Source organism: Cobetia sp. BL01, from assembly GCF_056493605.1.
The window spans coordinates 37,922-61,176 of the sequence record NZ_JBVBEE010000002.1; the positions used below are offsets into that span (position 1 = coordinate 37,922).

22 protein-coding genes are annotated in these 23,255 nt (G+C 63.1%); 8 read left to right on the plus strand and 14 right to left on the minus strand.

Annotated features, from left to right (window positions below; genetic code table 11):
- Positions 1-34 precede the first annotated feature (34 nt).
- Positions 35-1,249: a DUF1853 family protein gene (locus tag ACZYGA_RS03865; protein WP_479398384.1), complete on the plus strand. Its 1,215-nt coding sequence runs from the start codon at positions 35-37 to the stop codon at positions 1,247-1,249.
- 274 nt (positions 1,250-1,523) lie between these two features.
- Complete coding sequence (gene brnQ / locus ACZYGA_RS03870; protein WP_479398386.1) at positions 1,524-2,864, plus strand: branched-chain amino acid transport system II carrier protein; 1,341 nt, start codon at positions 1,524-1,526, stop codon at positions 2,862-2,864.
- 114 nt (positions 2,865-2,978) lie between these two features.
- On the opposite strand, the gene ACZYGA_RS03875 is transcribed toward brnQ, so the two are convergent.
- Together ACZYGA_RS03875 and ACZYGA_RS03880 are read right to left on the minus strand one after the other, a co-directional pair.
- The gene (locus ACZYGA_RS03875; RefSeq protein WP_479398390.1) at positions 2,979-3,479 is read right to left on the minus strand and encodes a gamma-glutamylcyclotransferase family protein; all 501 of its coding nucleotides are present in this window, start codon (positions 3,477-3,479) and stop codon (positions 2,979-2,981) included.
- A gap of 28 nt (positions 3,480-3,507) precedes the next feature.
- Positions 3,508-3,873: a YqcC family protein gene (locus ACZYGA_RS03880; RefSeq protein ID WP_084209041.1), complete on the minus strand. Its 366-nt coding sequence runs from the start codon at positions 3,871-3,873 to the stop codon at positions 3,508-3,510.
- A gap of 76 nt (positions 3,874-3,949) precedes the next feature.
- Here ACZYGA_RS03880 and ACZYGA_RS03885 point away from each other — a divergent pair, with 76 nt between their 5' ends.
- On the plus strand, positions 3,950-5,938 hold the full coding sequence (locus ACZYGA_RS03885; protein ID WP_084209042.1) for a cation:proton antiporter domain-containing protein: 1,989 nt from the start codon (positions 3,950-3,952) through the stop codon (positions 5,936-5,938).
- 137 nt (positions 5,939-6,075) lie between these two features.
- Positions 6,076-6,333, plus strand: a complete 258-nt coding sequence (locus tag ACZYGA_RS03890; RefSeq protein ID WP_084209043.1) for a late competence development ComFB family protein — start codon at positions 6,076-6,078, stop codon at positions 6,331-6,333.
- Positions 6,334-6,507: 174 nt separating this feature from the next.
- Here ACZYGA_RS03890 and ACZYGA_RS03895 read toward each other — a convergent pair whose 3' ends face one another.
- The 3 genes from ACZYGA_RS03895 to ACZYGA_RS03905 form a co-directional block, all read right to left on the minus strand.
- A complete protein-coding gene (locus ACZYGA_RS03895) occupies positions 6,508-7,272 on the minus strand; it encodes an amino acid ABC transporter ATP-binding protein (RefSeq protein ID WP_077372546.1) in 765 nt (254 codons plus the stop codon).
- Entirely contained in the window at positions 7,269-7,943 is a 675-nt protein-coding gene (locus tag ACZYGA_RS03900; protein ID WP_077372544.1) for an amino acid ABC transporter permease, read from the minus strand. The genes ACZYGA_RS03895 and ACZYGA_RS03900 overlap by 4 nt, the downstream gene beginning before the upstream one ends.
- 229 nt (positions 7,944-8,172) lie before the next feature.
- Positions 8,173-8,907, minus strand: a complete 735-nt coding sequence (locus ACZYGA_RS03905; protein WP_103751385.1) for an amino acid ABC transporter substrate-binding protein — start codon at positions 8,905-8,907, stop codon at positions 8,173-8,175.
- A 764-nt stretch (positions 8,908-9,671) separates the two neighbouring features.
- Between ACZYGA_RS03905 and ACZYGA_RS03910 the strand changes: the two genes are divergently transcribed.
- The 4 genes from ACZYGA_RS03910 (at position 9,672) to ACZYGA_RS03925 (ending at position 13,554) form a co-directional block, all read left to right on the plus strand.
- Entirely contained in the window at positions 9,672-10,790 is a 1,119-nt protein-coding gene (locus ACZYGA_RS03910) for a DUF3549 family protein (protein WP_404624657.1), read from the plus strand.
- 524 nt (positions 10,791-11,314) lie between these two features.
- On the plus strand, positions 11,315-11,824 hold the full coding sequence (locus ACZYGA_RS03915; RefSeq protein ID WP_077372535.1) for an ATP-dependent zinc protease family protein: 510 nt from the start codon (positions 11,315-11,317) through the stop codon (positions 11,822-11,824).
- Positions 11,825-11,975: 151 nt separating this feature from the next.
- Positions 11,976-12,884 carry a 30S ribosomal protein S6--L-glutamate ligase gene (gene rimK / locus ACZYGA_RS03920; RefSeq protein WP_077372532.1) on the plus strand — a complete coding sequence of 303 codons (909 nt, stop codon included), beginning with the start codon at positions 11,976-11,978 and terminating at the stop codon, positions 12,882-12,884.
- Positions 12,885-13,095: 211 nt separating this feature from the next.
- A complete protein-coding gene (locus ACZYGA_RS03925) occupies positions 13,096-13,554 on the plus strand; it encodes a hypothetical protein (protein ID WP_077372529.1) in 459 nt (152 codons plus the stop codon).
- 111 nt (positions 13,555-13,665) lie between these two features.
- Here ACZYGA_RS03925 and ACZYGA_RS03930 read toward each other — a convergent pair whose 3' ends face one another.
- From ACZYGA_RS03930 to ACZYGA_RS03970, 9 genes are all read right to left on the minus strand, one after another.
- Positions 13,666-14,352, minus strand: a complete 687-nt coding sequence (locus ACZYGA_RS03930; protein WP_084209048.1) for a SanA/YdcF family protein — start codon at positions 14,350-14,352, stop codon at positions 13,666-13,668.
- A 159-nt stretch (positions 14,353-14,511) separates the two neighbouring features.
- On the minus strand, positions 14,512-15,117 hold the full coding sequence (locus ACZYGA_RS03935; RefSeq protein ID WP_404624658.1) for a YceI family protein: 606 nt from the start codon (positions 15,115-15,117) through the stop codon (positions 14,512-14,514).
- 166 nt (positions 15,118-15,283) lie between these two features.
- Positions 15,284-15,859: a putative Fe-S cluster assembly protein SufT gene (gene sufT / locus ACZYGA_RS03940; RefSeq protein ID WP_077372522.1), complete on the minus strand. Its 576-nt coding sequence runs from the start codon at positions 15,857-15,859 to the stop codon at positions 15,284-15,286.
- Between the two features lie 165 nt (positions 15,860-16,024).
- On the minus strand, positions 16,025-17,269 hold the full coding sequence (locus tag ACZYGA_RS03945) for a cysteine desulfurase (RefSeq protein WP_077372519.1): 1,245 nt from the start codon (positions 17,267-17,269) through the stop codon (positions 16,025-16,027).
- Positions 17,266-18,678 carry a Fe-S cluster assembly protein SufD gene (gene sufD, locus ACZYGA_RS03950; protein WP_479398391.1) on the minus strand — a complete coding sequence of 471 codons (1,413 nt, stop codon included), beginning with the start codon at positions 18,676-18,678 and terminating at the stop codon, positions 17,266-17,268. The genes ACZYGA_RS03945 and sufD overlap by 4 nt, the downstream gene beginning before the upstream one ends.
- Positions 18,678-19,427, minus strand: coding sequence for a Fe-S cluster assembly ATPase SufC (gene sufC, locus ACZYGA_RS03955; RefSeq protein ID WP_077372513.1), 750 nt, complete (start codon positions 19,425-19,427; stop codon positions 18,678-18,680). The genes sufD and sufC overlap by 1 nt, the downstream gene beginning before the upstream one ends.
- Positions 19,428-19,502: 75 nt before the next feature.
- Complete coding sequence (sufB, locus tag ACZYGA_RS03960; protein ID WP_077372510.1) at positions 19,503-20,945, minus strand: Fe-S cluster assembly protein SufB; 1,443 nt, start codon at positions 20,943-20,945, stop codon at positions 19,503-19,505.
- 125 nt (positions 20,946-21,070) lie between these two features.
- Positions 21,071-21,601, minus strand: a complete 531-nt coding sequence (locus ACZYGA_RS03965) for an SUF system Fe-S cluster assembly regulator (RefSeq protein WP_084209053.1) — start codon at positions 21,599-21,601, stop codon at positions 21,071-21,073.
- Between the two features lie 325 nt (positions 21,602-21,926).
- Positions 21,927-23,222, minus strand: a complete 1,296-nt coding sequence (locus ACZYGA_RS03970; RefSeq protein WP_077372504.1) for an adenylosuccinate synthase — start codon at positions 23,220-23,222, stop codon at positions 21,927-21,929.
- Positions 23,223-23,255 lie beyond the last annotated feature (33 nt).

Genomic DNA, 23,255 nt, shown 5'->3' on the forward strand with positions numbered 1-23,255 from the left:
GTCGCGGGTCCCTCTGGCACGAATGGCCGCGTGGGTGAGTGAGCGTTACACTGGCGACATGCCCAACCCGCCACCCATTCCTGACAATGACGCGCCTTTGCAGGCCCCTCCCACCCGCTGGCCGAAGACTGCCGGGCAGACCCTGCGTGGCGAATGCGAGCGCTATACGCATCCGCGCGTCAGGGATATCGCCTGGCTGTTGAGTGCCCCGGACCTGCTGACACTGCTCCCCTATCAGCGCCCGACTCTCGAGGCGTTGGGACTGGGCGACGACATCACTCGCCATCGCTGGCTGAGCGAGCTTGAGCAGGCCCCCGAGGCACTGGAATCCGCGGTGGATGAGCGTCGCCACCATCGGCTCGGTCTCTATCACGAGCTGCTGTGGCGGTTCGTACTGGCCCACGCCCCGGGCAGCCGACTGTTGGCCCACAATCTCAGGATCATGGAAGGCAAGATCACGCTGGGCGAGCTGGACATGCTGTATCTGGCGGCAGGCGATACGACCCCCACCCACCTGGAAGTCGCGATCAAGTTCTATCTGGGATTGCCACAAGGTCCGGGGCCGGCGGATGGCCTGGAGCGCTGGATCGGCCCGGGCGGCGCCGACAGTCTCGCCATCAAGACGCGACGCAGTCTTGCGCACCAGCTGCCACTGGCGCTCAGCGAGCGGGGGCAGCAGACGATTCGTCAGGCGCTTGGTCTACCCGTGAGCGACGCCGCCGAGGCGACGGGAGACTCGGCCCCCGGGTGGCTCGCGGGCCAATGCCTGGCCATGCCCGGCGGTCTGTTTCGCCCCTGGCAGCCGGAGACACCTGCCGATGAGCAGCTGCCGCCACCGCGTCACTGCCATCCTTCAAGCGCGACGCAGGCTGGCTGGTGGGTCCCCGTGAGCCAGTTTGCCGCCTTCTGCCAGAGCCTCGACAGTACCGCGATGGATACCGCGCCGCTGCTAGGGTGTCTCAGGGAAAAGCCCGCCTGGCTGGCCCCTCCCCCAGTGCAATCACTGACCGGGTGGCGCGAGCTGCAACTCTGGCTCGAGGACTATTTCGCGCCCTCTGACGGGGAAGCGAACCCGCCAACGGGCACTCCCCGGCAGGCGCCGCCTCAGCATCCGCGTCAGCTATGGCTGGAACGCGCGCCGCACCAGCCCTTGGACTCGCGACACGAGGCCTCCTCTCAATGGCGGGTATTCGTGGTGCCGGATGGATGGCCTCACTTCATCCCGCTGCCCCCGGCTTCCCCCACCTGACGGTTCACGTCGCGATCAGACCGGCAAGCGGACTGCTCGGGAGGGAGTACTCACTTTGTCTTGATGCGTGAAATCAACGATAATGCGCCGCGTCAGATTCAGGCGACTCACAGGTTGGCCTGTTTCTCGCCATGAGACGCGGGCTTCGCACTACCCCGCGAGCCCGAGTCTGCTGGTGACCTCACCCCTGTCGCTGGCCAACGGCTTCCCGGCAGCGTGTCGACTCCGACATCCTGCTGCCGCAACGCATCCGCTGAATCCGTAGGACGTCATCTTGAAAACACGACTTTCCAGCCTCGATATCGTGGCGCTGGGCTTCATGACATTTGCGCTCTTCCTTGGCGCTGGCAACATCATCTTCCCGCCTCAGGTAGGTCAGGGCGCAGGGACCGAGTTCTGGCCAGCCGCACTCGGCTTTCTGACCACCGGTGTCGGCATGCCGCTGGCCGGAATCGTTGCGGTCGCCGTGATCGGCGGCGGGCTCGACAAGATCACCTCCCCGCTGCCCAAGTGGGCGGCAGCGGCCTTCGGCGTCGCCATCTACCTGTCCATCGGGCCGATGTTCGCCATCCCGCGTACCGGTACCGTCGCCTTCGAGATGGGCATGCGTCCGTTCATCGACATGACGCCCGAGTCAGGCCTGGCATTGCACTCGGTGGTGTTCTTCGGCATTGCCACCCTGATCGCCCTGAGCCCCGGCAAGCTGATGGACGTGGTCGGCAAGTGGCTGACCCCGCTGTTGATCGCGCTGCTGGCACTGATCGCGCTGTTCACCATCATCGACCCGCAGGGGCCGCTGGGCCCGGTGAGCCCCGAGTGGGCCGAAGCGCCCTTCATGACCGGCTTCCAGCAGGGCTACCTGACCATGGATGCGCTGGCCTCGATGGTGTTCGGCATCCTGATCGTCTCGGCGATCAAGGCGCGTGGCATCACCGCCACCGCTGACGTGACGCGCTACACCCTGTGGGCCGGCGCGATCGCCGCGATCTGTCTGGCCGCCGTCTATCTGCCGCTGACCTACATGGGCGCCACCAGCCATGCTCTGGTGACGGAAGCCGCCAAGGGCGAACTGATTCCGGTCTACGTCGAGGCCTTGTTCGGGGATGCCGGCAAGCTGATCCTGGCGCTGGTCATCACTCTGGCGTGTCTGACCACCGCGGTGGGCCTGCTGACCTCCTGCGGCGAGTTCTTCCATCGCCTGCTGCCGAGCGTGCCCTACCGTCTGCTGGTGATCGTGATGGCCGTGGCCTCGGCGTTGATCGCCAACCTGGGCCTCTCGACCCTGATCAGCGTCTCGATTCCGGTGCTGGTCACGCTCTACCCACTGGTGCTGGTGCTGACGCTGCTCTCCTACCTGCGCCCGCGCCTGCATGATGCACCGCGCGTGTTCGCCTGGAGCCTGGGCCTGACCCTGCTGGTCAGCCTGCTCGATGGCTTCGAAGCCAGTGGCATCGATTCCCTGATGGCCATCTCGCACCGCATCGAGCCGCTGCTGCCGCTGGCCTCCATGAATCTGGGCTGGCTGGCACCTGCACTGGCGGGCCTGATCATCGGCATGCTGACCAGCCGTCGTGACCAGACGAATCTGGACCCGGTACTGACCGAGCAACGCTGAGCGCCCCTCGGCCTTCCCCTGGTGGCATGATGTTGCCACGGCGTTGCCATGAAAAAGCCCGCCCCTCGTGATGAGGGGCGGGCTTTTTTCGTCACGGCTGTCGTCTCTGGCGTCTCAGCGCGGCGTGCTGCGCGACAGCCCCAGCCGTGCGAGCGTGTCATCATCCAGCAAGTGCACCGCTTCCACGTCTGCCAATGCCGTGAAATAGTCCGGGGTCAGGAAGTCACGTCCGCCCAGCAGGTGCTCGAGATACTCACGGGCCGGCTTGAGTCCCTGACTAGTGCGCTCCGGCAAGGCGATGTACACCCAGGCCTCGATGACACCGTCACGTGTCACGATGGCATGACGAAAGCGCTCATATTCATGTGGGCGCCCCTCGTAGGGGTCCATCAGGGTGATCTGCTCAGGGTCGCGCAGCTCGTAGAGCACCCCTTCGACACGCTCGCCCCGCGCCGGTTGCACATTGGCATGTGCGATCCCCGGAACACGCGACGCCTTGTCGAAACTCAGCCGATGCTCCTCCAGCCAGCCATGCAGGGCACGACGCGTATCACCGATGCGTGCCGCGACACGCGCCGGATTCATGTTGCTTCCGTAGGCGAAGTAGTACGGCATACCCGTCTCCCGTGTGAACCGCGACGACTCAGTTGTCGGTGATCAGCGTATCGATCTCGCGCACGACTTCCGTCATCGCCACGCGGCGCTCCGGACGCGCATCCTTCAACCAGGCCTCGATGGCAGGCGCCACGTCACACTTCACCGGGAAGCTGCCACGCGCGTCACACAGTGCCTCGAGACGCGCGATGAACACGAAACGCAGCCACTGCCCCATATCCATGCGGTCCACGCAAAAGGGCTCCACGCTCATGAAGGCCTCTGGGGTCGGTGTCTCCATGCGCCACAGATCCGCCGCCTTCATCGTCGCTTCCAGGCGTGCCAGCAGGTCACGCAATTCGTCATGCGCGTTGCCGGCGAGTTCGCCGTCCTGGGGTATTTCGGTCGGGTTCATGACACCTCCGTCAATTCATGCATGATGCGTTCACGGTATTATCCCGTTCATACGCTTGGAAGGCCAGGAGGGCCAGATGGCAGATAGCCTGTTCAATGACGTGATGATCCTGCTGGGGGCCTCGGTGGTCGCGGCGGCGCTGTTCCGACGCCTGCACCTGCCACCGGTACTGGCCTATCTGGCGGTGGGCTTTCTGGTCGGCCCGCATCTGGCAGGCTGGATAGGCCGTCCGGAAGAGCTGGCCTTTCTGTCGGAGTTCGGCCTGGTCTTTCTGTTGTTCTCGCTGGGATTGGAATTCTCGATGCCCCGCATGCGAGCCCTCAAGACCACCGTCTTCGGACTGGGAGCCTCCCAGGTGGTGGTCTGCAGCGGACTCTTCTGGGCGCTGGGCTGCGCACTGGGGCTGACCCCTGCCGCGGCGCTGGTCGCGGCCGGCGCACTGGGACTTTCTTCCACGGCCATCGTGACGCGGGAGCTGGCGCGCTGGAACGAGCTGGACAGCCCCCACGGCCATGCCGCGGTGGGAGTGTTGCTGTTTCAGGACCTTGCCGCCCTGCTGTTCCTGATCCTGATTCCGGCCATGGCGGGAGATGGCAGCCAGCTGCTCAGCGATCTGGGCGTGATGCTGGCCAAGGGCATCGGCCTGGTGGTGGTGATGATGGCCATCGGCAAATGGGTGCTGCCACTGGTCTTTCAGGAAGTCGCACGCTCACGCTCAGAAGAGCTGTTCGTGCTCACCGTGTTGCTGGTGGCCCTGTTCTCGGCCTGGCTGACCCATAGCCTGCACCTTTCGATGGCGCTCGGCGCCTTCCTGGCGGGCATGATGCTCGGTGAAAGCCATTACCGGCATCAGATTGAGGCGGACATTCGCCCGTTCCGGGACATCCTGCTGGGCCTGTTCTTCGTCTCGGTGGGCATGCTGCTCGACCCGCATGTCCTGCTGGCACAATGGTACTGGGTGGTGATCGGCGTGATCTGTCTGCTGACCACCAAGGCACTGTTGATCACGGGGCTTGCCAGACTCTCCGGACGACCACTGGATTCGGCCATGCGCACCGGCCTGGTGCTGTCACAGGGCGGAGAGTTCGGGTTTGCCCTGCTGGCACTGGCCAGTCAACAGCAGCTGATGGACACCGATACCGTGGGACTGGTGGTGGCGATCATCATCGGCTCGCTGGTCGTCACGCCCTCGCTCATTCGTCACAACCAGCATCTGTCGCAACGTGCCTGCCGCTCACATACCCCCACCCAGGAAAATCCGCACACCACGGCGCAGTTGAGCGAGGCCACGGCCCCGCTGCACGACCACGTCATCGTGTGCGGCTTCGGGCGTGTCGGTCAGACCGTCGGGCGCTTCCTGACCCAGGAGAAGCTCCAGTGGATCGCCATCGATGCCGACCCCATCCGCGTGCATGAAGCCGCCAGCGCGGGTGAACCGGTGGTCTTCGGTGATGCCCAGCGTCAGGACATTCTGCGCGCACTGGGCATCGAGCGCGCCCGCCAGGTGGTGATCACCGTCAACCAGCTGCCGCATGCACTGGCCATCCTGCATGCCATCCAGCCGTTGCAGCTCCCCGAGCTCAAGGTGCTGGTACGCACCCAGGATGATGCCGACCTGGACACCTACAAGGCCGCCGGCGCGACCGAGGTGATCCCGGAGGTACTGGAAGGCTCATTGATGCTGGTCTCGCATGTGCTGGTCAATCTCGAGGTGCCATTTCGCCGTGTGGCGCGCTCGATCCAGAAGGCCCGCGAGGCCCGCTACAGTCTGCTGCATGGCTACTTCCACGGCCAGCAGTCCCAGCTGACCGACAAGCGTGGCAACCCGCTGCTGAGACGCCATCCCGTGACCCTGACCGAGAGCACCTGGGCCTGTGAGCGCCGACTGGACGAGATCTCCCTGCCGGAGCGCAGCGGTATCCTGATCTCCCGCATCGTGCGCGCCAACGGGGACTGCATCGAGGAGCCCACGGGTGATCTTCGTCTCGCGTGTGGCGATACGCTGGTATTGTCCGGGCTGGCTGATCATATTGAAGAGGCAGAAGCGCGTCTGTTGTCGGGCTGAGGCTCTGTCCGCCGGACGGGCACAGGAGACCGGCCTTTCGACAGCAGGCAATGACCGCCTTCGTCACGTCACAAGGGAGACTCATCATGCACGGACAGCACGCAACGTCTTGCTCGACCCAGGGGAGCCCACAGTCGATGGGCGTCCACAATTACATGGAGCAGCTGGTGTTCGATGGCATACGCCTGCATGCCACGGCCAGCGGCATGGATGGCGACAGCCGCGAGGATGTCGCCTGCATCGCGCTCAATCAGCTGGCACCGCGCTACATCCGACATGATGTGGACATGGCCTTCTACATGACCCCTGCCGAACAGGAGCTGCTGGAAGAGCGTGTGGCCCTGGCTCTCGATGATGCGGTGGCCAGGGTGCACAGCATGCCGCGACGCAGCTAGTCGCCGCCCTCTTCTGCCCCGGGCGCATCGCGGGGATGCGCCCGGGCAATCACGATGCTCGCCATCAATCACGACGGGCCTCACCAACCACGACGAGCCTCACCAACCACGACGGCCCACCTGCGCAGGCAGGTGGGCCGTCGTGATGAGGGTTGCCCTTGAGATGGCAGCCGCTCAGATACCTGCCGCTCCCTGCGGCGGGACTTCATCGAGCACCTTGCGCAGGAAGGCGCGGGTGCGGTCATCCTTCGGCGCGCTGAACAGCTGACTCGGTGGCCCCTGCTCGACGATACGCCCGCCTTCCATGAAGATGACGCGGTCAGCGACTTCCCGCGCAAACTGCATCTCGTGGGTGACCACGATCATGGTCTGACGCTCGACCGCCAGCTGCTTCATCAGCTCCAGCACTTCGTCGACCCACTCCGGGTCGAGCGCCGAGGTCGGCTCATCGAACAGGATGACCTCGGCCTGGGCCGCCATGGCACGCCCGATGCCGATCCGCTGCTGCTGTCCACCGGAAAGCGCCGCCGGGAAGGCATCCGCCTTCTCGCTCATGCCGATGCGCTCGAGAATCTCGCGGGCGCGTTGATGCGCCTTGGCCTTGGGCCAGCCATTGACGACGATCAGGCCCTCGGCAATGTTCTCAAGCGCCGTCTTGTTGGCGAACAGCGCATAGTTCTGGAACACGAAGGCGCTGTTGCGGCGCAGGGCAAGAATGTCATGGCGACTGGCGCGTGTGGCTGCGACCTTGTGCTCGCCGATCTGGATTTCCCCGTCATCGGGTTGTTCCAGGAAGTTGATGCAACGCAGCAAGGTGGACTTGCCGGTACCCGACGGGCCGATGACGACGATGATCTCGCCCTGCTTCACTTCCAGCGTGATGCCATCGAGTACGGCCTGCCCGCCGAATTTCTTGATCAGATTTCTGACTGCAATCATCGCTGATAGGCCTTGTTGAGACGTTTCTCCATCCAGCGCTGCACGAAGGACAGCCCTTCCACCATCACCCAGTAGACGATGGCCACCATGATGAAGGATTCAAAGTACAGGAAGCTGCTGGCCGCTTCCTTCTGGGTCGCGCCCATCAGTTCGGTCACCCCCAGCGTGAAGGCCAGCGACGTGGACTTGATCATGTCCACGAAGTAGTTCATCAGCGTGGGAGCCGCCACACGGGCTGCCTGTGGCAGCACGATGCGACGCATCAACTGGACATTGGTCATGCCGATGGACAGCGCCGCCTCGGTCTGGCTGCGATCGACGCCGACGATGGCCGCACGGATCGACTCGGCCATGTAGGCAGAGAAGTGCAGCGTCAGGCCCAGAATCGTCGCAGTCACGCCATCGATCTGGGTGAGGAACGACATCACCTGCGGCAGGCCGTAGTAGAACAGGAACAGCTGCACCAGCAGCGGCGTACCGCGGAAAAAGGAGATGAACACCACGGTCAGCGCATTGAGCACCGGCACCTTCAGCACCCGCACTACCGCCAACAGCGAGGCCAGTACCAGCGCGGCCACCATGCCGATACAGGCCATCTTGAGTGTCAGTGGCAGGTATTTGAGCATGACCGGCAGCAGGCCAAGCATGTAATCGATATTGAGAGTATCCATTCGTTATCCGGACAGGCTGAGGGCTTGGCTGAGAGTCTCACGGAAGACGCCCATCGACGTGATGACGGCAGTATCCCGGCGACACGTGGAGCATCATCACGGCAACGGGGTGACGGTTGTGCCGTCACCCCGTTTGCTCACGACATCGATTGACGCGCCTGCACATGACACCGTCATGCGTCAGGCTCGTCCACGGGTGCCCCCTGTATCAGGGCGCGCCCGTCAATGTTCAAGGCGTGGTGATGTCATTGCCGAACCACTTGTTGGAAATCTCGGCCAGACGACCATTTTCCTTGAGCTCGGTCAGCGCGGCATCCACCGCGTCACGCTTGGCTTCGCCTTCGGCATCCTTGCGGAACGGCAGCGCGTTCTCGAGACGTGAGAACGGCGTGCCTGCCAGCTCCAGCGGCAACGGTGTCTTCTGGATCACCTGGCTTGCGCTGACGCGGTCCATCACGAAGGCATCGACACGGCCCAGGGCGGTGTCCTGCTCGATGTTGGATTCATAGGTCTTGATATCGATCTGGTCGGCGTACGGCAGCTCCTTCATCAGCGCTTCGTAGTTGGACCCCAGATTGACCGCCACGCTGTGCCCCTTGAGGGACTCGACGCCGGTGATCTCGTCATTGCCACGACGCTTGACCACCTGCGCCCCGTCATAGACGTACGGCTGGGTGAAGGCGAACTTGGCCTTGCGCGCATCGGTGATGGTGATCTGGTTGGCCACGGTATCGATACGACCCGCTTCCAGTGCACCGATCAGACCGGAGAAGCTCATGGTGACGAATTCGACATCGTCGCCGGTGATCTCGCCCACGGCATTCAGGACATCCACCTCAAAGCCCTGCAGCTTGTCCTGCTTGACGAAGGTGAACGGGAAGTAGCCCCCGGACATGCCGACCTTCAGGGTGTCGGCGTGAGCGGCCAGGCTGCCCATGGCAGCAGCCCCCAATGCCGCCGCCATCACGGTGCCCTTGAGAGCAGTGGCAGAGAAGACGGCAGCAAGTGAACGTGAATGGCGCATCGGAAATCCTCGATGGTGGCAGACTTATGCGGGCAGGGCATGTGTCGAAGTGCAGACGTCATCCACCGTCCCACACGCAGCGAGCACATGACAGCAACGAATCAGGCATAAGCGCCAGCATTTATATGTGATTTAGTTTTATAGAATAACGAGCCTGTCGCGCATTCCCAAACATTTCCTCCACTTTGGTAAGAACGAAAAGGAATAACGCTACATGCGCGAGCAATGATGAGATTCTAGCATGCCTGCCCCTGCTGACCAGCCATGCGCCGAGGCGTCCCGGCGGGCGCAACGGCCGCTGCCACTCGGATTGAGTGTGCCCTCTCAAGAGCACGCCACCGGGTAGCGGCTAACGATGACAGGCTGAGGTCATCAGGATGACAGTTATTCACGTCTTCCGTGGACGATACTGTGGATAACCTTGTGCTTCCTCGCTGCAAGCCGCGCCAGACCTGGGCAGGAGAAAATTGATCAAATTTTCATCAGCGAGTCACCAGGACGTCTCCCAAAGGCCCCATAGCCGGCAATCCTTCTGCAATCAAGGTGTTGCGACAATGCGCGACAGCCTTCGCGGGTGGCATGCCAAGAGGCGAATCGCTAAAGTCTCAGCCATTCATGGCGTATCCTTGCCGATATCACGCCCAATCTCAGGTCGTCCCGGACGCGTACTGCGTCCGGGGAGCCCAACCGCAGCGGTGAGCCTCATGACTCCACTCTCCTCCCTGAGCAACTTCTTCCAGCGCACCGGCGCTGACGTGCACCTTTATCATCTGGGGCGCACCCTGTCCCCCTTGAGCCTTGAAGAGCTGGAAGCCTTCGAGACCCAGCAACAGCCGTGGTCGCAACCTTTCAAGGGACAGGCCCGACTGGCGTGCGTCTTCCGACCCGCTGGCATCGACGATCCGCTGGTATGGTTTCTGGCCCTGCCGCTGGATGAAGAAGGCCGGCTTTCTCCGCCACAACGAGATGCATTCCTCGAACGCCTGCTGACCACACTCGGCCAGACGGCACTGAGCGTCGGTCGTTCTGACCTGTTGCAGGCCGAGGCAGGCAAGATCGACAACCTGATGCAGGACAATCCCCTGGCCTTCACTCCAGATGACAGCCTGCGCGCCATGCTGCATGCCCGCGCCAGCATCGACTGTGATCGCCCTGCCAGCCAGTACTATGAACAGGCGGAACGCTATCTCGCTGCGCAACTGCCCCTTGATGACTGGCCCAGCGTTGGCCTGCAGGGCATCGCCGATGGACTGACGCGTCGCGGTGAGTTCACCAATGAACTTGCCGAGGCGATGATCGAACGGATCGGCTATCTTCCCGACACGCCGCTGCGCGCGCTCGCCCTGTGCCTGGAGCAGGCTCCCCCGGCCCATCCGCAGCTGGCCAGTCCGCTGACGGACAGTCTGGAGGCGGAGCTGCTCGACAGTCTGATTCGCCGCGGTCAGACGGCACGGGAGCTGGGAGATCTGGAAACCCTGTGCGCCTGCCTGCGTGCAGCGGCTGCCAGCCCCCTGCCAGCGGCCGCCGAATGGCTGGATATGCTATTGGCGGACGAGAGCGCCGCCAGCGTGGATGTGCTGGTCGCGATCGCCGCACGCGGTTATGCCCATCTGGAAGATGCCGAGCGCCTGCCGACCTTCCTCGTGCGACTGGCTAACTGCCCGCAAGCCAGCTTCCAGGCTCTCGCCCGTGATCTGGCGCTGATTCCGCGTCTGCGTCTGCCGGTACTGATGACGCTGCGCAACGCCGAACCCGACAGCGCCCTGGGGCTCGCCCTGGCGTCGCTCACCGGCCGGACGGTGGCGCCGACGCAACGCCACTGAAGCCTCTGAGCCTCTGAATTACTGAGCCACTGAGCCAGCCCTGCCATCAGGACCCGCCGCCCTCGCCGGTCCTGATGGCCAATCCCCTGCCGGCCCGTCCTGGCCAATCTCTCCTCTCGGCTCGTGCCCGGCACTGCGCCACGTACCTCGTTCGGCCCCAGGCCCAGCCCTATGCCTAGCTCTAGGCCCAGCACCTTGCCCGGTGGACGACAGCGCAAGCGACAGGTGAGCATCACAGTCCTTGAGATCATGCGCATAACCCACGACACTTGGGACAGGCCTGATCATCGTGCGCGAGAACTGCCCGGTGAAAGCGCTCTGCAAGGCGCCAGGCACGGGAGCGGCGCTGCTCGCAGCCAAAGATATGCCAACAAGGATTGCTGCTGATACGGTAAGTGACTATGCTGCGCGCCCGTCTGGTCGCAATCCCGCTGTCTGCCACGCGCCATTGCGATCACCACGGTGCCTTTCATGCCGTGACCCGACCTCCAGGCCAGGTCATGCCCTCTGATTCAGGATGAAACATGCCGCATTCCAAGACCCCTGCTCGTCATCATGCTCACAAGGCACCGCCTCTGGATCTCAGATCCCTGAACCACGATCTGCTCGGCTTTCGGCCGCGAGCCGTCGTCGGACGGCGTGAACTGATCGAGCTGCCGGAGCTGCATCTGCACCTCAACGCCAAGATCGACACTGGCGCGCACTCGAGCGCACTGCACGCAGAGAACATCGAGGTCTTCGAGAAGGATGAAGACCTGTGGGTACGCTTCATTACGCGCAGTGGCGGCAGTGATTCTCCGCCCCATGATGTCGAGACACGGGTCCACGACCGGCGTCGGGTCAGGTCTTCCAATGGTCAGGCACAGTGGCGCTACGTGATTCGCTCCCGCATGCAGCTCGCCGGGCTCGACTACGACATCGACATGACACTGGTCGATCGCTCCCAGATGCGCCACCCCATCCTGCTGGGGCGCCGTGCACTGCGTCGCCTGCTGGTGGCACCGGGTGCCGCCTATCTGCATGGCGAGCCCTGATGACCTTCACATTGCGCAAGACTCGCCCCCGGCATGACTCGAACGGGCACGCCGCCTTCGCGGCGCTCGCGCAAGACGCCTCCTGACGCACCTCTTTCATCCTTTCGCCACCTTCTCATTCCTGACGGCCCTTTCGGCTCTGGAGGATTTCATGCATATCGGTATCCTGTCGCGCAATTCCCGCCTCTACTCCACTCGCCGCCTGATCGAGGCAGCCGAAGCCCGCGGGCATACCGCACGCGTTGTGGACACTCTGCGCTGCTACATGAACATCGCCTCGCACCGCCCCTCCATCCATTACAAGGGCGCCGAGATCGAGCATTTCGACGCCGTGGTGCCGCGCATCGGCGCCTCCGTCACCTTCTATGGCTGTGCGGTACTGCGCCAGTTCGAGATGATGGGTACCTACGTGGTCAACGACTCCGTGGCCATCGCGCGCTCGCGTGACAAGCTGCGCTCGCTGCAGCTGCTGTCGCGCAAGGGACTGGGCCTGCCGGTCACCGGCTTCGCTCACTCCCCCGATGACATCCCCGACCTGATCACCATGGTCAAGGGCGCGCCGCTGGTCATCAAGCTGCTGGAAGGCACCCAGGGCATCGGCGTGGTGCTCGCCGAGACCAATCAGGCCGCCGAGAGCGTGATCCAGGCCTTCATGGGCATGAAAGCCAACATCATGGTGCAGGAATACATCAAGGAAGCGCGCGGCGCCGACATCCGCTGCCTGGTGGTGGGTGACAAGGTGGTAGCGTCAATGAAACGTCAGGCGGCTGATGGCGAGTTCCGCTCCAACCTGCATCGTGGCGGCACCGCGAGCGAGATTCGCATCACGCCGGAAGAGCGCTCCACCGCCATCCGCGCCGCCAAGGCCATGGGCCTGGCCGTCGCCGGTGTCGACCTGCTGCGCGCCAACCATGGTCCGGTGATCATGGAAGTGAACTCCTCACCGGGTCTGCAGGGCATTGAAACGGCAACCGGCAAGGACATCGCAGGGATGATCATCGACCACATCGCCAAGTCCGCCGCACCCGCCAGGAAGATCCCGCCCAAGCCCAAGGGGTGAAATGCCGCCGGCTTGCCAGAGCATTCTGGGAGACATGACGCTGATCACGGACAGCCGTGACACTGTCGGACGTCACGATAACGTCATCGAACTGTCGTAAAATGAGTGGATTGACGCTACGGGAAGAAATATCAGGACTTTCTGCACATCAGGGGTAGAAAAACACTGTTTTCACCCGCACAATCTCTCCTGACGGAGGAGGTGACCGCCCATGTTTCTCGACAATCGCCAGGTGGCGATGGATAGCGTCCAGGAAGCCCTGGCAGACAGTCTTGATTATTTCGAGGACAACGCCGAACGGCTGCGTCCCGGGCTGCTGAAGGCCTTTGAACCCTTCTATGCCCGGCGCGTGGAGCTCAAGCAGGCGCTGGAAGTCGAGACGCGCAAGCATCTGAGCCTGATGCCGCGAGACGCTGATGTCGAGCGTGATGACTACATGTGGCTGTGGAGTCGCCTGAAGAGCATCGTCAGCAACGACAATCAGGTTCTGATCAACGAACTGCTCGAACAGGAGCGCGTGCTGATGCAGGCCTGCTCGACGGCCTTCACGCATCCTCTCCCGGACAGCATGGAGAAGGTGCTGGAAGCGTGCTTCCACAACTGCCGCCAATTGATTCGCGAGCTCTATCGTCACCAGACCGGCATCGCGGCACGCCGCCGCGCCGGCTGACCTCGGGCCCGCTCAGCGGAAAAAGCCTCGAGCAGACACGAAAAGCCCCCGCTTCCTATCGGAAGACGGGGGCTTTTCGTGTTGGCCGGCCGGTACGCTGAGCCGCTGTCGTCAACTGCCTGACACAGCCGGTACGGCTGGCAATACCGGTGTCGGCAGTCGCTCCGCCGGCCCCAGGAAACGCGGCTTGCGGCCCCACAGGTAAAGATCCCCCACCGTGGCGGCACGCGCCAGCCATTCGCGCAGCATCAGCCGCAGCCCCGCAGGCCGACGCTCGGAAACCGCCGGACAGCCGACGGCATCCAACCCCAGCACGTCAGCGATGAACAGTGCCCGTGGCAGATGCCAGGGCTGAGTGACCAGCACCGCCTGATCGACACCGAAGACCTTGTGCGCACGCACCAGCGTATCGAAGGTCGAGAATCCGGCGTAATCCAGCGTCATGAACTGCTGTGGCACATTGCGATCACGCAGGTCACGCCACATGGTCATCGGCTCATTGTAATAACGCGTACGATTGTCCCCTGACAGCAGCAGGTTGCTCACTCGATGCAGCCGGTAGAGCTGGGCTGCGGTGTCGAGACGAGCCTGATAGTGCGGGTTGCGTCCTCCGCCCACCAGGCCATGGGAGGTCCCGAAGACGATTCCCACTTCACGGCTTTCGCAGGTCAGCGGGGAAGACGCGATGCGATCACGGGTCGACATCACGACCCAGAGATTGAGCCCGACCACTATCATCAGGCTCACGACCAACAGGCCAATCATGGCCATCACGGCCCGCTTGATCACTCGTCGCATCTGCTCCCCGCACCCATCCTTGCCTGTCACTACCGAATATCGCCATTCACTGCATCATGCAAGCATGAGCGCCCAGCCTACCCAAGCCATGCACACGACACCAGCGGGATGACGCCTGCAGGCTCGAGGGCCACGGGGTCAGGGCAGACGCCTGTCGGCTCACTCTTCCTGCGTCATGATCGCCTTGACGCTGACCGGCACCTGGGTCGCGATGTTGCCCAGACCCGCCAGGTCACGCAGGGTACGGATGCCATCCACCAGCGAGAACTGGCTGGCATCGACCATCACCGGCGCGTCCGTCTGCACCAGCCAGCGCTCTCCCTGCAGACGTGTCACCTGCAGGCTCACCGGCAGGGTCTGGGTGCTGTCATGCAGCGTCAGCTGCCCTTCCAGGCTGACTTGCTGGGTATCGCCCGGCTCCATGACCTTGAGCGTCGGCATGTCCAGTGACGCAGTCAGCACGGCCAGGGGATAGTCACCGGCCTCGAAGAGTTTCTCGCTGACACGCTGATCACGGATCTCGATACCGGTATCGGCGGAGTCCAGGTCGATCTCGACCGACAACTGGCCCGCATCATTGACGCGAGCACGCCAGGAATCGAAGGCGTGCTGCTCGACGGTGCTGGCACCGTTCTTGCTCATCTTGGTGGACTGGAAATTCAGTTGCGAGGCATCGCTGTCCAGTGTCCATGACGCCTGTGCACTGACGGCAGTACTCATGATCAGGCTGGCGGTCAGGACACGTAAGGCTGTCGGGTAGCGCATTGGGATATTCCTTGCTGGCAGAGAATCACGACCTTCGACGCCACATGACGCAACGACGGCGCCATGGTGCAGTCCTTGGCACGGCTTGGAAAGCGGTTGGCGCGAGAGGTTCCGTCAAGACGGCCGTGCCGCCCGTTGCGCGATTGCGCCCGAGCGACACGCAGCATCAGAACATGCCAAGTTCCAGGCGCGCCTCTTCACTCATCATCTCCCGCGACCAGGGGGGCGAGAACACGATCTCGACGTGAACCTTGGAGACATCCTCCGCGCCCAGGATCTTGCGCTTGGCATCCTCGGCGATCACGTTGCCCATGCCGCAGCCCGGCGCCGTCAGCGTCATCTTCAGATTGACCATCTTCTCGCCGCTGATCAGGGTGTCGATACGACAGCCATAGACCAGCCCGAGCTCGACGATGTCCACCGGGATCTCGGGGTCGAAACAGGTGCGCAGCTGCGCCCAGACGAAGGCCTCTATCTCGGCGTCGCTCTGCCCGGCCGGCAGATGCGGGCGCGGCACGGCGTCCAGTCCCAGTGCATCGAGGCTGAAGCTCTCGATCAGGTACATGCGGCCCTCGTACGCCACGCTGACGGTGCCGCCCTTGGCCTGCATGACTTCGACCACCGAGTCCTCATGCAGGGTCACCGACTTGCCGAAGGGTACCGAGATACCTTCCACGTCACGCTGCAACGGCATCTTCTGGCCCTTGCCGAGGCTGGCCAGCTGGTCTTCAGTGTGGCTCATGCCCTCTCCTTGCCGAACCGCATGACAGCCATGCGGATCAAGAATACTGTGGGTTCACTCAGGATGTGCGGGTCACAACATCCCCTGGCAAGCGCCGATAGCAATGAGGCCCGCCATGCGCGAGCCTCATTGATCAGCGCCCGTCAGGGCCACCGCAGGGGATGCTCAGCGCACCATGGTCAGCACGCGCTGCAGAGCCTCGACGAACAGGTCGATCTCCTCCGGCGTATTGTAGGCCGCGAAGGAGGCGCGACAGGTGGCATCGACACCGAAACGTCGCAGCACCGGCTGAGCGCAGTGATGACCGGTCCGGATGGCGACCCCCAGCTGATCGATCAGCAGACCGATGTCCTGGGCGTGGGCACCGTCGACCACGAAGGAGATCGCGCCGGCCTTGTCGGGCGAGTTGCCGATGATGCGCAGCCCGTCCACTTCGCGCATGCGCTCGGTGGCATGGCGCATCAGCTGCTGCTCCCAGCGCGTGATCAGCGCCATGTGGGTGCAGTCCAGCCAGTCGATGGCCTTGCCCAGCCCAATGACCTCGGCGATGGGCGGCGTGCCAGCCTCGAACTTGTGCGGCAGATCCGCGAACAGGGTGCCGTTCTCGAACGAGACCGTGCGGATCATCTCGCCGCCGCCCTGCCACGGTGGCATGGCATCGAGCAGCGCTTCCTTGCCGTAGAGCACGCCGATGCCGGTCGGGCCATACATCTTGTGGCCCGAGAAGACATAGAAGTCGGCGTCGATCTCGCGTACATCGACCTGCTGATGCGGCACCGCCTGGGCACCATCGACCAGAATCAACGCGTCGTGAGCATGCGCCAGCCTGGCCATCTCGGCCACCGGGTTGATGCTGCCCAGGGCGTTGGAGACCTGATTGACGCAGACCAGGCGCGTCTTCTCGCCCAGCAGGTCACGGTAGGCCGCCATGTCGAGCACGCCATCGTCGTCGCACGGTATCACCTTGATGACGATATCCAGGCGTTCCGCCAGCATCTGCCAGGGCACGATGTTGGCGTGATGCTCCATTACCGAGATCAGCACTTCATCACCAGCATTCAGCCAGTTGGCACCCCAGCTGTTGGCGACCAGGTTGATCGCCTCGGTGGTGCCGCGCGTGAAGATGACTTCACGCGTCAGGCGCGCATTGATGAAGGCACGTACCTTCTCGCGCGTCCCTTCGTAAGCGGCCGTCGCCTCGTCCGCCAGGCTGTGCAGGCCACGGTGGATATTGGCATTGGTGTTGCGGTAATAATCGCTCATCGCGTCGATGACGGCAGTCGGCGTCTGGCTGGTGGCGGCGCTGTCGAGATAGATCAGCGGCACGTCACCATGCACGCGACGCTCGAGGATCGGGAAATCCTCGCGGACCCGCACGACATCGAGCATCAGATTGTCGAGTGCGCTCATGCGAAGTCCTCATCACGCGCCACCGCCACGACCCCGCCGCCCAGCTCGACACTCAGATCCACCAGCTCATCGAGGTGGAAGCGTGACGGCAGGCGACCCGCGACGCTGCGCTCGATACGCTCGGCGATGGCGTCGATGCCCAGACCGGACATGACCTCATTGGCGAAGGCCAGGGTCAGCAGGCCGCGTGCCGTCTGCTCATCGATGCCACGCGCACGCAGTGCGAAGACAGCCGTCTCGTCGAGCTGGCCGGTCGTGGTGCCGTGGGAGCACTTGACGTCGTCGGCATAGATCTCGAGTTCCGGCTTGGTATTGATCTCGGCGCGGTCCGACAGCAGCAGGTTGGCGTTGTTCTGATGCGCCTCGATCTTCTGACTGTCACGCTTGACCAGCACGCGGCCATTGAAGACGCCACGTGCGCGGTCGGCCAGGATGCCCTTGTAGTTCTCATCCGAGAAGGTCAGAGCCTCGTTGTGATTGACCAGCGAGTGGGTATCCACGTGCTGACGATCACGACCGAAGAACAGGCCATCGAGGCGCGCATGGGCATTGCTGCCGTTGAGATCGCAGACGATGTCATTGCGCACCAGACCACCACCGGTATTCAGGTTGATGGAGCGGTACTGGCTGTCACGCGGCTGCTCGACCTGCAGTGAGGCGATATGCGTCTCGCCGGTGGCGGCCTCACCCAGCTTGTAGTGATTGAGCACGGCGCCGCGCTCCAGCATCACTTCGCTGACCATGTTGGTGAAGTTGGTCGCGCCGGTCTCGCCGATGTGATGCTCGATCACGCTGGCTTCGGCACGGCTGCCCAGCTGCACCAGCAGGCGCGGATGGCTCATGGTCACGGGCTCGCCTTCGACGGCGGCGCGCGACAGGAACAGCGCATAGACCGGCTTGTCGAGCACCGTCCGCGGGCCGACCTGAATCACCGCACCCTCTTCGGTGAAGGCAGAGTTCAGCGCCACGAAGGGCGTGAAGTCGATACCGGTCAGGCGATTCAGCGAGCCGCCGATCACTTCCGGCTGATCGATGATGGCCTGGGACAGCGGCACGACACGCACGGTGTCCGGCAGGCCCGCGACATCGGAGAGCTCGGCGTTGTAGAGACCATCGACGAACACCAGGCGGTAAGCATCGACGGCGAGCGCCAGCTCGTCCTTCACCGCCGCCGAGAGATTGGCATCGTCGGCGAGACGGTATTGCTGGCGACCCAGCGCCTGGGTGTCGGTGTACTTCCAGGCCTCGACCTTGCGAGTCGGCAGACCCAGCGCTTCAAAGCGGGCAATGCCGGCCTGACGGCGCGCCGCCATCCAGCTCGGGTCAGCCGCGAAGCGAGCCTTGCGCGCGGCGAATTCGCTGGCGAAGGCTTCGCTGCCGGGGACGGACGCGGTAGCAAGTGCTGTCATTACGCGGTTTCCTCCTGCAGCCAGTCATAGCCCTGGGCTTCGAGTTCGAGGGCCAGCGACTTGTCGCCGGACTTGACGATGCGGCCATCCATCAGCACGTGGATGTGGTCCGGCACGATGTGCTCGAGCAGACGCTGGTAGTGCGTGACCATCAGTACGGCGCGGTTCTCGTTGCGCAGGGAATTGACGCCCTTGGCGACGATCTTCAACGCATCGATGTCGAGACCGGAGTCGATCTCGTCGAGCATGGCGAGCTTCGGTTCCAGCACCAGCATCTGCAGGATCTCGTTGCGCTTCTTCTCGCCACCGGAGAAGCCCTCGTTCACCGCACGCTGCAGGAAGCTGGCATCCATCTGCATGAAGGCAAGCTTCTCGCGGATCAGCTTCATGAATTCCGGGGCCGGAATCTCGCCCAGGCCTTCGGCTTCACGCTTGGCGTTCAGCGCCGCCTTGAGCAGGTAGACATTCTTGACCCCCGGGATCTCCACCGGGTACTGGAAGCCCAGCAGCAGGCCGGCACGCGCGCGCTCCTCGACTTCCATCTCCAGCACGTCCTCGCCTTCATAGGTGATGGTGCCCGAGGTCACTTCATAACCGTCCTTGCCGGCGATCACGGAAGACAGCGTGGACTTGCCCGCACCGTTCGGCCCCATGATGGCGTGGACTTCACCCTTGTTGATGGTCAGGTCGAGCCCCTTGAGGATTTCCTTGCCTTCCACCGAGACGTGCAGATCTTTGACTACGAGCATGATGATACCTTTGGCTGACAGGCCGCCCGCAAGCGGCCCTCAAGAATGGGGATGAATGCGAAACAGGCTGTGGCGTTAGCCGACGGCGCCTTCGAGGGTGACGTTGAGCAGCGCCTCGGCCTCGACGGCGAACTCCATCGGCAGCTCCTGGAAGACGTCCTTGCAGAAACCGTTGACGATCATGTTGACCGCATCTTCCTCGCTGATGCCGCGCTGACGGCAGTAGAACAGCTGATCCTCGCCGATCTTGGACGTCGTCGCCTCGTGCTCGACGGTAGCGGTGGCGTTGCCGATCTCCTGATACGGGAAGGTGTGCGCACCACAGCGATCGCCGATCAACAGCGAGTCACACTGGGTGAAATTGCGCGCGCCCTTGGCCCGTGGACCGATCTTGACCAGGCCACGATAGGACTGCTCGGAGTTGCCGGCCGAGATGCCCTTGGAGACGATGGTGGACTTGGTGCCCTCACCGATGTGGATCATCTTGGTACCGGTGTCCGCCTGCTGGCGACCATTGGTGACGGCGACGGAGTAGAACTCCCCGACACTGTCCTTGCCACGCAGGATGCATGACGGGTACTTCCAGGTGATCGCGGAGCCGGTCTCGACCTGGGTCCAGGACACCTTGGAACGATCACCGCGGCAATCGGCGCGCTTGGTGACGAAGTTGTAGATGCCACCCTTGCCGTCTTCATCGCCCGGATACCAGTTCTGGACGGTGGAGTACTTGATGTAGGCATCTTCCAGCGCGACAAGCTCGACCACGGCGGCGTGCAGCTGGTTCTCATCACGCTGCGGTGCGGTGCAGCCTTCCAGATACGAGACCTGAGCCTGCTTCTCGCAGATGATCAGGGTGCGCTCGAACTGGCCGGTGTTGGCGGCGTTGATGCGGAAGTAGGTGGAAAGCTCCATCGGGCAGGTCACGCCTTCCGGCACGAACACGAAGGAGCCATCGGTGAAGACGGCCGCGTTCAGCGCGGTGAAGTAGTTGTCTGCCTTGGGCACGACGGTCCCCAGATACTGCTTGATCAGCTCCGGGTAGTCCTGGATGGCTTCCGAGATGGAGCAGAAGATCACGCCCGCCTCGGACAGTTCCTTCTTGAAGGTGGTGGTCACCGATACGGAGTCGAATACCGCATCCACCGCCACGCCAGCCAGCGCGGCGCGCTCGTGCAGCGGGATACCCAGCTTCTCGTAGGTCTCCAGCAGTTTGGGGTCCACCTCATCCAGACTCTGCGGACGATCTTCCGGCTTCTTCGGGGCGCTGAAATAGGAAATCGCCTGGTAGTCGATCTCGGGGTAATCCAGGTGTGCCCAGGACGGCGCCTTCATCTTCAGCCACTGATGATAGGCATCCAGACGCCACTCCAGCATCCACTCCGGCTCACCCTTCTTGGCCGAGATGAAGCGAATCACGCTCTCATCAAGTCCCGGCGGAATGGTGTCGCTCTCGATGTCGGTCACGAAGCCCTGCTTGTACTCTCGCTGTACAAGCTGCTCCATCTCCTGGCTCGCCATGCTGGTCTCCTCTCCCGGAGAAGCTCCGGGTCTGTTCAGATTCCTGATCACCCCGCCTCAACTGCGGCGAAGCTCGAATATTCGAATATTTCTGATGCCTGTCCCGCTACCGTGGGGCTGAGCATTCAGCGCCCGGACATGCCGTTGACGACGCTTCCTGCACTGCTGTCCTTGTCGGGGGCTCCCCCGTCAGCCTCTTCATCGCTGTAGAGACTGACGGCCTGTATGGGCAACTGGATCGGCATCCGCAGCGGTGCGGTGGATGCCAGATGTGCCAGCGTCACGCTGCCCAGCAGTTCACCGATGGCGCGCGAGACTCTCTGCCAGTTGTCGGCCACGCCACAGGTGTTGACCAGCTCGCAATCGCCATCGGCGTGGCTGCATTCCGTGACGGCCACTGGACCTTCGATGGCACTGATGATGTCACTGGCCGTGATGTCACTGGCGGGTCGCGCCAGACGGTAGCCCCCCTGCGCCCCACGACGTGACTCCAGCAATCCGGCGCGTACCAGCGCCTTCAAGGTCTTGCTGACGGTGGGATGCGGCAACTGAACGCTTTCCGCGAGATCGATCGCTGCATGGGCCGACTCCGGCTCGCGAGCGATGCGCGCCATCACCACGGCGGCATAATCGGTCATTCTGGAAAGCTTCAGCATCTTGCCTCCACTGCGGGGTTATCAATTGGGGACCATTTTAGTCCTGTATCAGAACGATGTGAAGCCAAGCACCCTGCGAAAACGCCAAATTGCGGCCTGGGCAACCAGTTTGCCGACAAGATAGCCGCCGATCACAACAAAAATAACAATCATTCCCATTTAAAATTCCTACTGACCACCCCACCCTGCCACTCTCGAGCCTGTACAAACCCTTCTGCTGCCAGCCTTGGAACGCAAGACACCCCGCCGGGAAATCCCGACGGGGTGTCTTGGTCTTGCATCATCTCGACATCACGCGCCGCTCAGGAGAGCGACGTGGTCATGATCAGTCGTGGAACGGATTGCGCAGCACGATGGTCTCGTTGCGATCCGGGCCGGTGGAGATGATGTCGATCGGCACGCCGACCTGCTCTTCCAGGAAGCTGATGTAGGCACGGGCATTGGCCGGCAGCTTCTCGACTTCACGCACGCCGATGGTGGAGTCGCTCCAGCCCGGCAGGTCCTGGTAGAGCGGCTCGATGGCTTCATAGCCTTCGGAATCCACCGGGTTGTCCAGCACGTCGCCATCCTTGCTGCGATAGCCGATGCAGACCCGGATGTTCTCGAGACCATCCAGCACGTCCAGCTTGGTCAGGCAGATGCCGCTGACCGAGTTGATCTGCACGGCGTGACGCAGGGCGACGGCATCGAACCAGCCACAACGCCGCGCACGACCGGTGGTGGCACCGAATTCGTGGCCACGCTCGGCCAGGTGACGGCCGAACTCATCGAACAGCTCGGTCGGGAACGGGCCGGAACCGACACGCGTGGTGTAGGCCTTGGTGATGCCCAGTACGTAGTCGAGATACAGCGGGCCGACGCCGGAACCGGTGGCGGTGCCGCCGGCAGTGGTGTTGGAGCTGGTGACGTACGGGTAGGTACCGTGGTCGATGTCGAGCAGTGAGCCCTGAGCACCCTCGAAGAGGATGTTCTCGTTGGCCTTGCGCACGGAGTGGACCAGATCCACGGTGTCGCAGACCATCGGGCGCAGCTCTTCGGCCATTTCCATGGCTTCGTCCAGCACCTGCTGGAAGTCGACCGGCGCTTCACCGTGATAGTGCTGCAGCACGAAGTTGTGGTAGTCCAGCACTTCGCCCAGCTTGGAGGCGAAACGCTCACGGTGGAGCATGTCACCCAGACGCAGGCCACGACGCGCGACCTTGTCTTCGTAGGCCGGCCCGATGCCACGACCCGTGGTGCCGATCTTGGCGACACCACGCGCCTTCTCGCGCGCCTGATCCAGGCGCACGTGATAGGACAGGATCAGCGGGCAAGCCGGCGACAGACGCAGACGGTCACGTACCGGCACGTCGTTGGCTTCCAGCTCACGGATCTCCTTGATCAGCGCTTCCGGAGACAGCACGACGCCGTTGCCGATGACGCAGGTCTTGCCCGGGTGCAGGATACCGGACGGGATCAGGTGAAGAACGGTCTTCTTGCCATCCAGCACCAGTGTATGGCCGGCGTTGTGGCCACCCTGGAAGCGCACGACGGCGCTGGCGGATTCGGTCAGCAGGTCAACGACCTTGCCCTTGCCTTCATCACCCCATTGGGTGCCGAGCACGACTACATTCTTGCCCATGATTCCTAGTCTCTTTCGGTGAATAACCGTCGG

Bases quoted from the DNA above. Each gene is read 5' to 3' on its own strand.
- ACZYGA_RS03915 (WP_077372535.1), top strand. From the start codon at position 11,315: ATGCCGCATTCCAAGACCCCTGCTCGTCATCATGCTCACAAGGCACCG.
- ACZYGA_RS03910 (WP_404624657.1), top strand. From the start codon at position 9,672: ATGACTCCACTCTCCTCCCTGAGCAACTTCTTCCAGCGCACCGGCGCT.
- sufD (WP_479398391.1), bottom strand. From the start codon at position 18,678: ATGACAGCACTTGCTACCGCGTCCGTCCCCGGCAGCGAAGCCTTCGCC.
- ACZYGA_RS03925 (WP_077372529.1), top strand. From the start codon at position 13,096: ATGTTTCTCGACAATCGCCAGGTGGCGATGGATAGCGTCCAGGAAGCC.
- ACZYGA_RS03935 (WP_404624658.1), bottom strand. From the start codon at position 15,117: ATGCGCTACCCGACAGCCTTACGTGTCCTGACCGCCAGCCTGATCATG.
- rimK (WP_077372532.1), top strand. From the start codon at position 11,976: ATGCATATCGGTATCCTGTCGCGCAATTCCCGCCTCTACTCCACTCGC.
- ACZYGA_RS03890 (WP_084209043.1), top strand. From the start codon at position 6,076: ATGGGCGTCCACAATTACATGGAGCAGCTGGTGTTCGATGGCATACGC.
- ACZYGA_RS03965 (WP_084209053.1), bottom strand. From the start codon at position 21,601: ATGCTGAAGCTTTCCAGAATGACCGATTATGCCGCCGTGGTGATGGCG.
- ACZYGA_RS03930 (WP_084209048.1), bottom strand. From the start codon at position 14,352: ATGCGACGAGTGATCAAGCGGGCCGTGATGGCCATGATTGGCCTGTTG.
- ACZYGA_RS03880 (WP_084209041.1), bottom strand. From the start codon at position 3,873: ATGAACCCGACCGAAATACCCCAGGACGGCGAACTCGCCGGCAACGCG.
- ACZYGA_RS03875 (WP_479398390.1), bottom strand. From the start codon at position 3,479: ATGCCGTACTACTTCGCCTACGGAAGCAACATGAATCCGGCGCGTGTC.
- ACZYGA_RS03895 (WP_077372546.1), bottom strand. From the start codon at position 7,272: ATGATTGCAGTCAGAAATCTGATCAAGAAATTCGGCGGGCAGGCCGTA.
- ACZYGA_RS03970 (WP_077372504.1), bottom strand. From the start codon at position 23,222: ATGGGCAAGAATGTAGTCGTGCTCGGCACCCAATGGGGTGATGAAGGC.
- sufT (WP_077372522.1), bottom strand. From the start codon at position 15,859: ATGAGCCACACTGAAGACCAGCTGGCCAGCCTCGGCAAGGGCCAGAAG.
- sufB (WP_077372510.1), bottom strand. From the start codon at position 20,945: ATGGCGAGCCAGGAGATGGAGCAGCTTGTACAGCGAGAGTACAAGCAG.
- ACZYGA_RS03945 (WP_077372519.1), bottom strand. From the start codon at position 17,269: ATGAGCGCACTCGACAATCTGATGCTCGATGTCGTGCGGGTCCGCGAG.
- sufC (WP_077372513.1), bottom strand. From the start codon at position 19,427: ATGCTCGTAGTCAAAGATCTGCACGTCTCGGTGGAAGGCAAGGAAATC.
- ACZYGA_RS03900 (WP_077372544.1), bottom strand. From the start codon at position 7,943: ATGGATACTCTCAATATCGATTACATGCTTGGCCTGCTGCCGGTCATG.
- ACZYGA_RS03905 (WP_103751385.1), bottom strand. From the start codon at position 8,907: ATGGCGGCGGCATTGGGGGCTGCTGCCATGGGCAGCCTGGCCGCTCAC.
- ACZYGA_RS03885 (WP_084209042.1), top strand. From the start codon at position 3,950: ATGGCAGATAGCCTGTTCAATGACGTGATGATCCTGCTGGGGGCCTCG.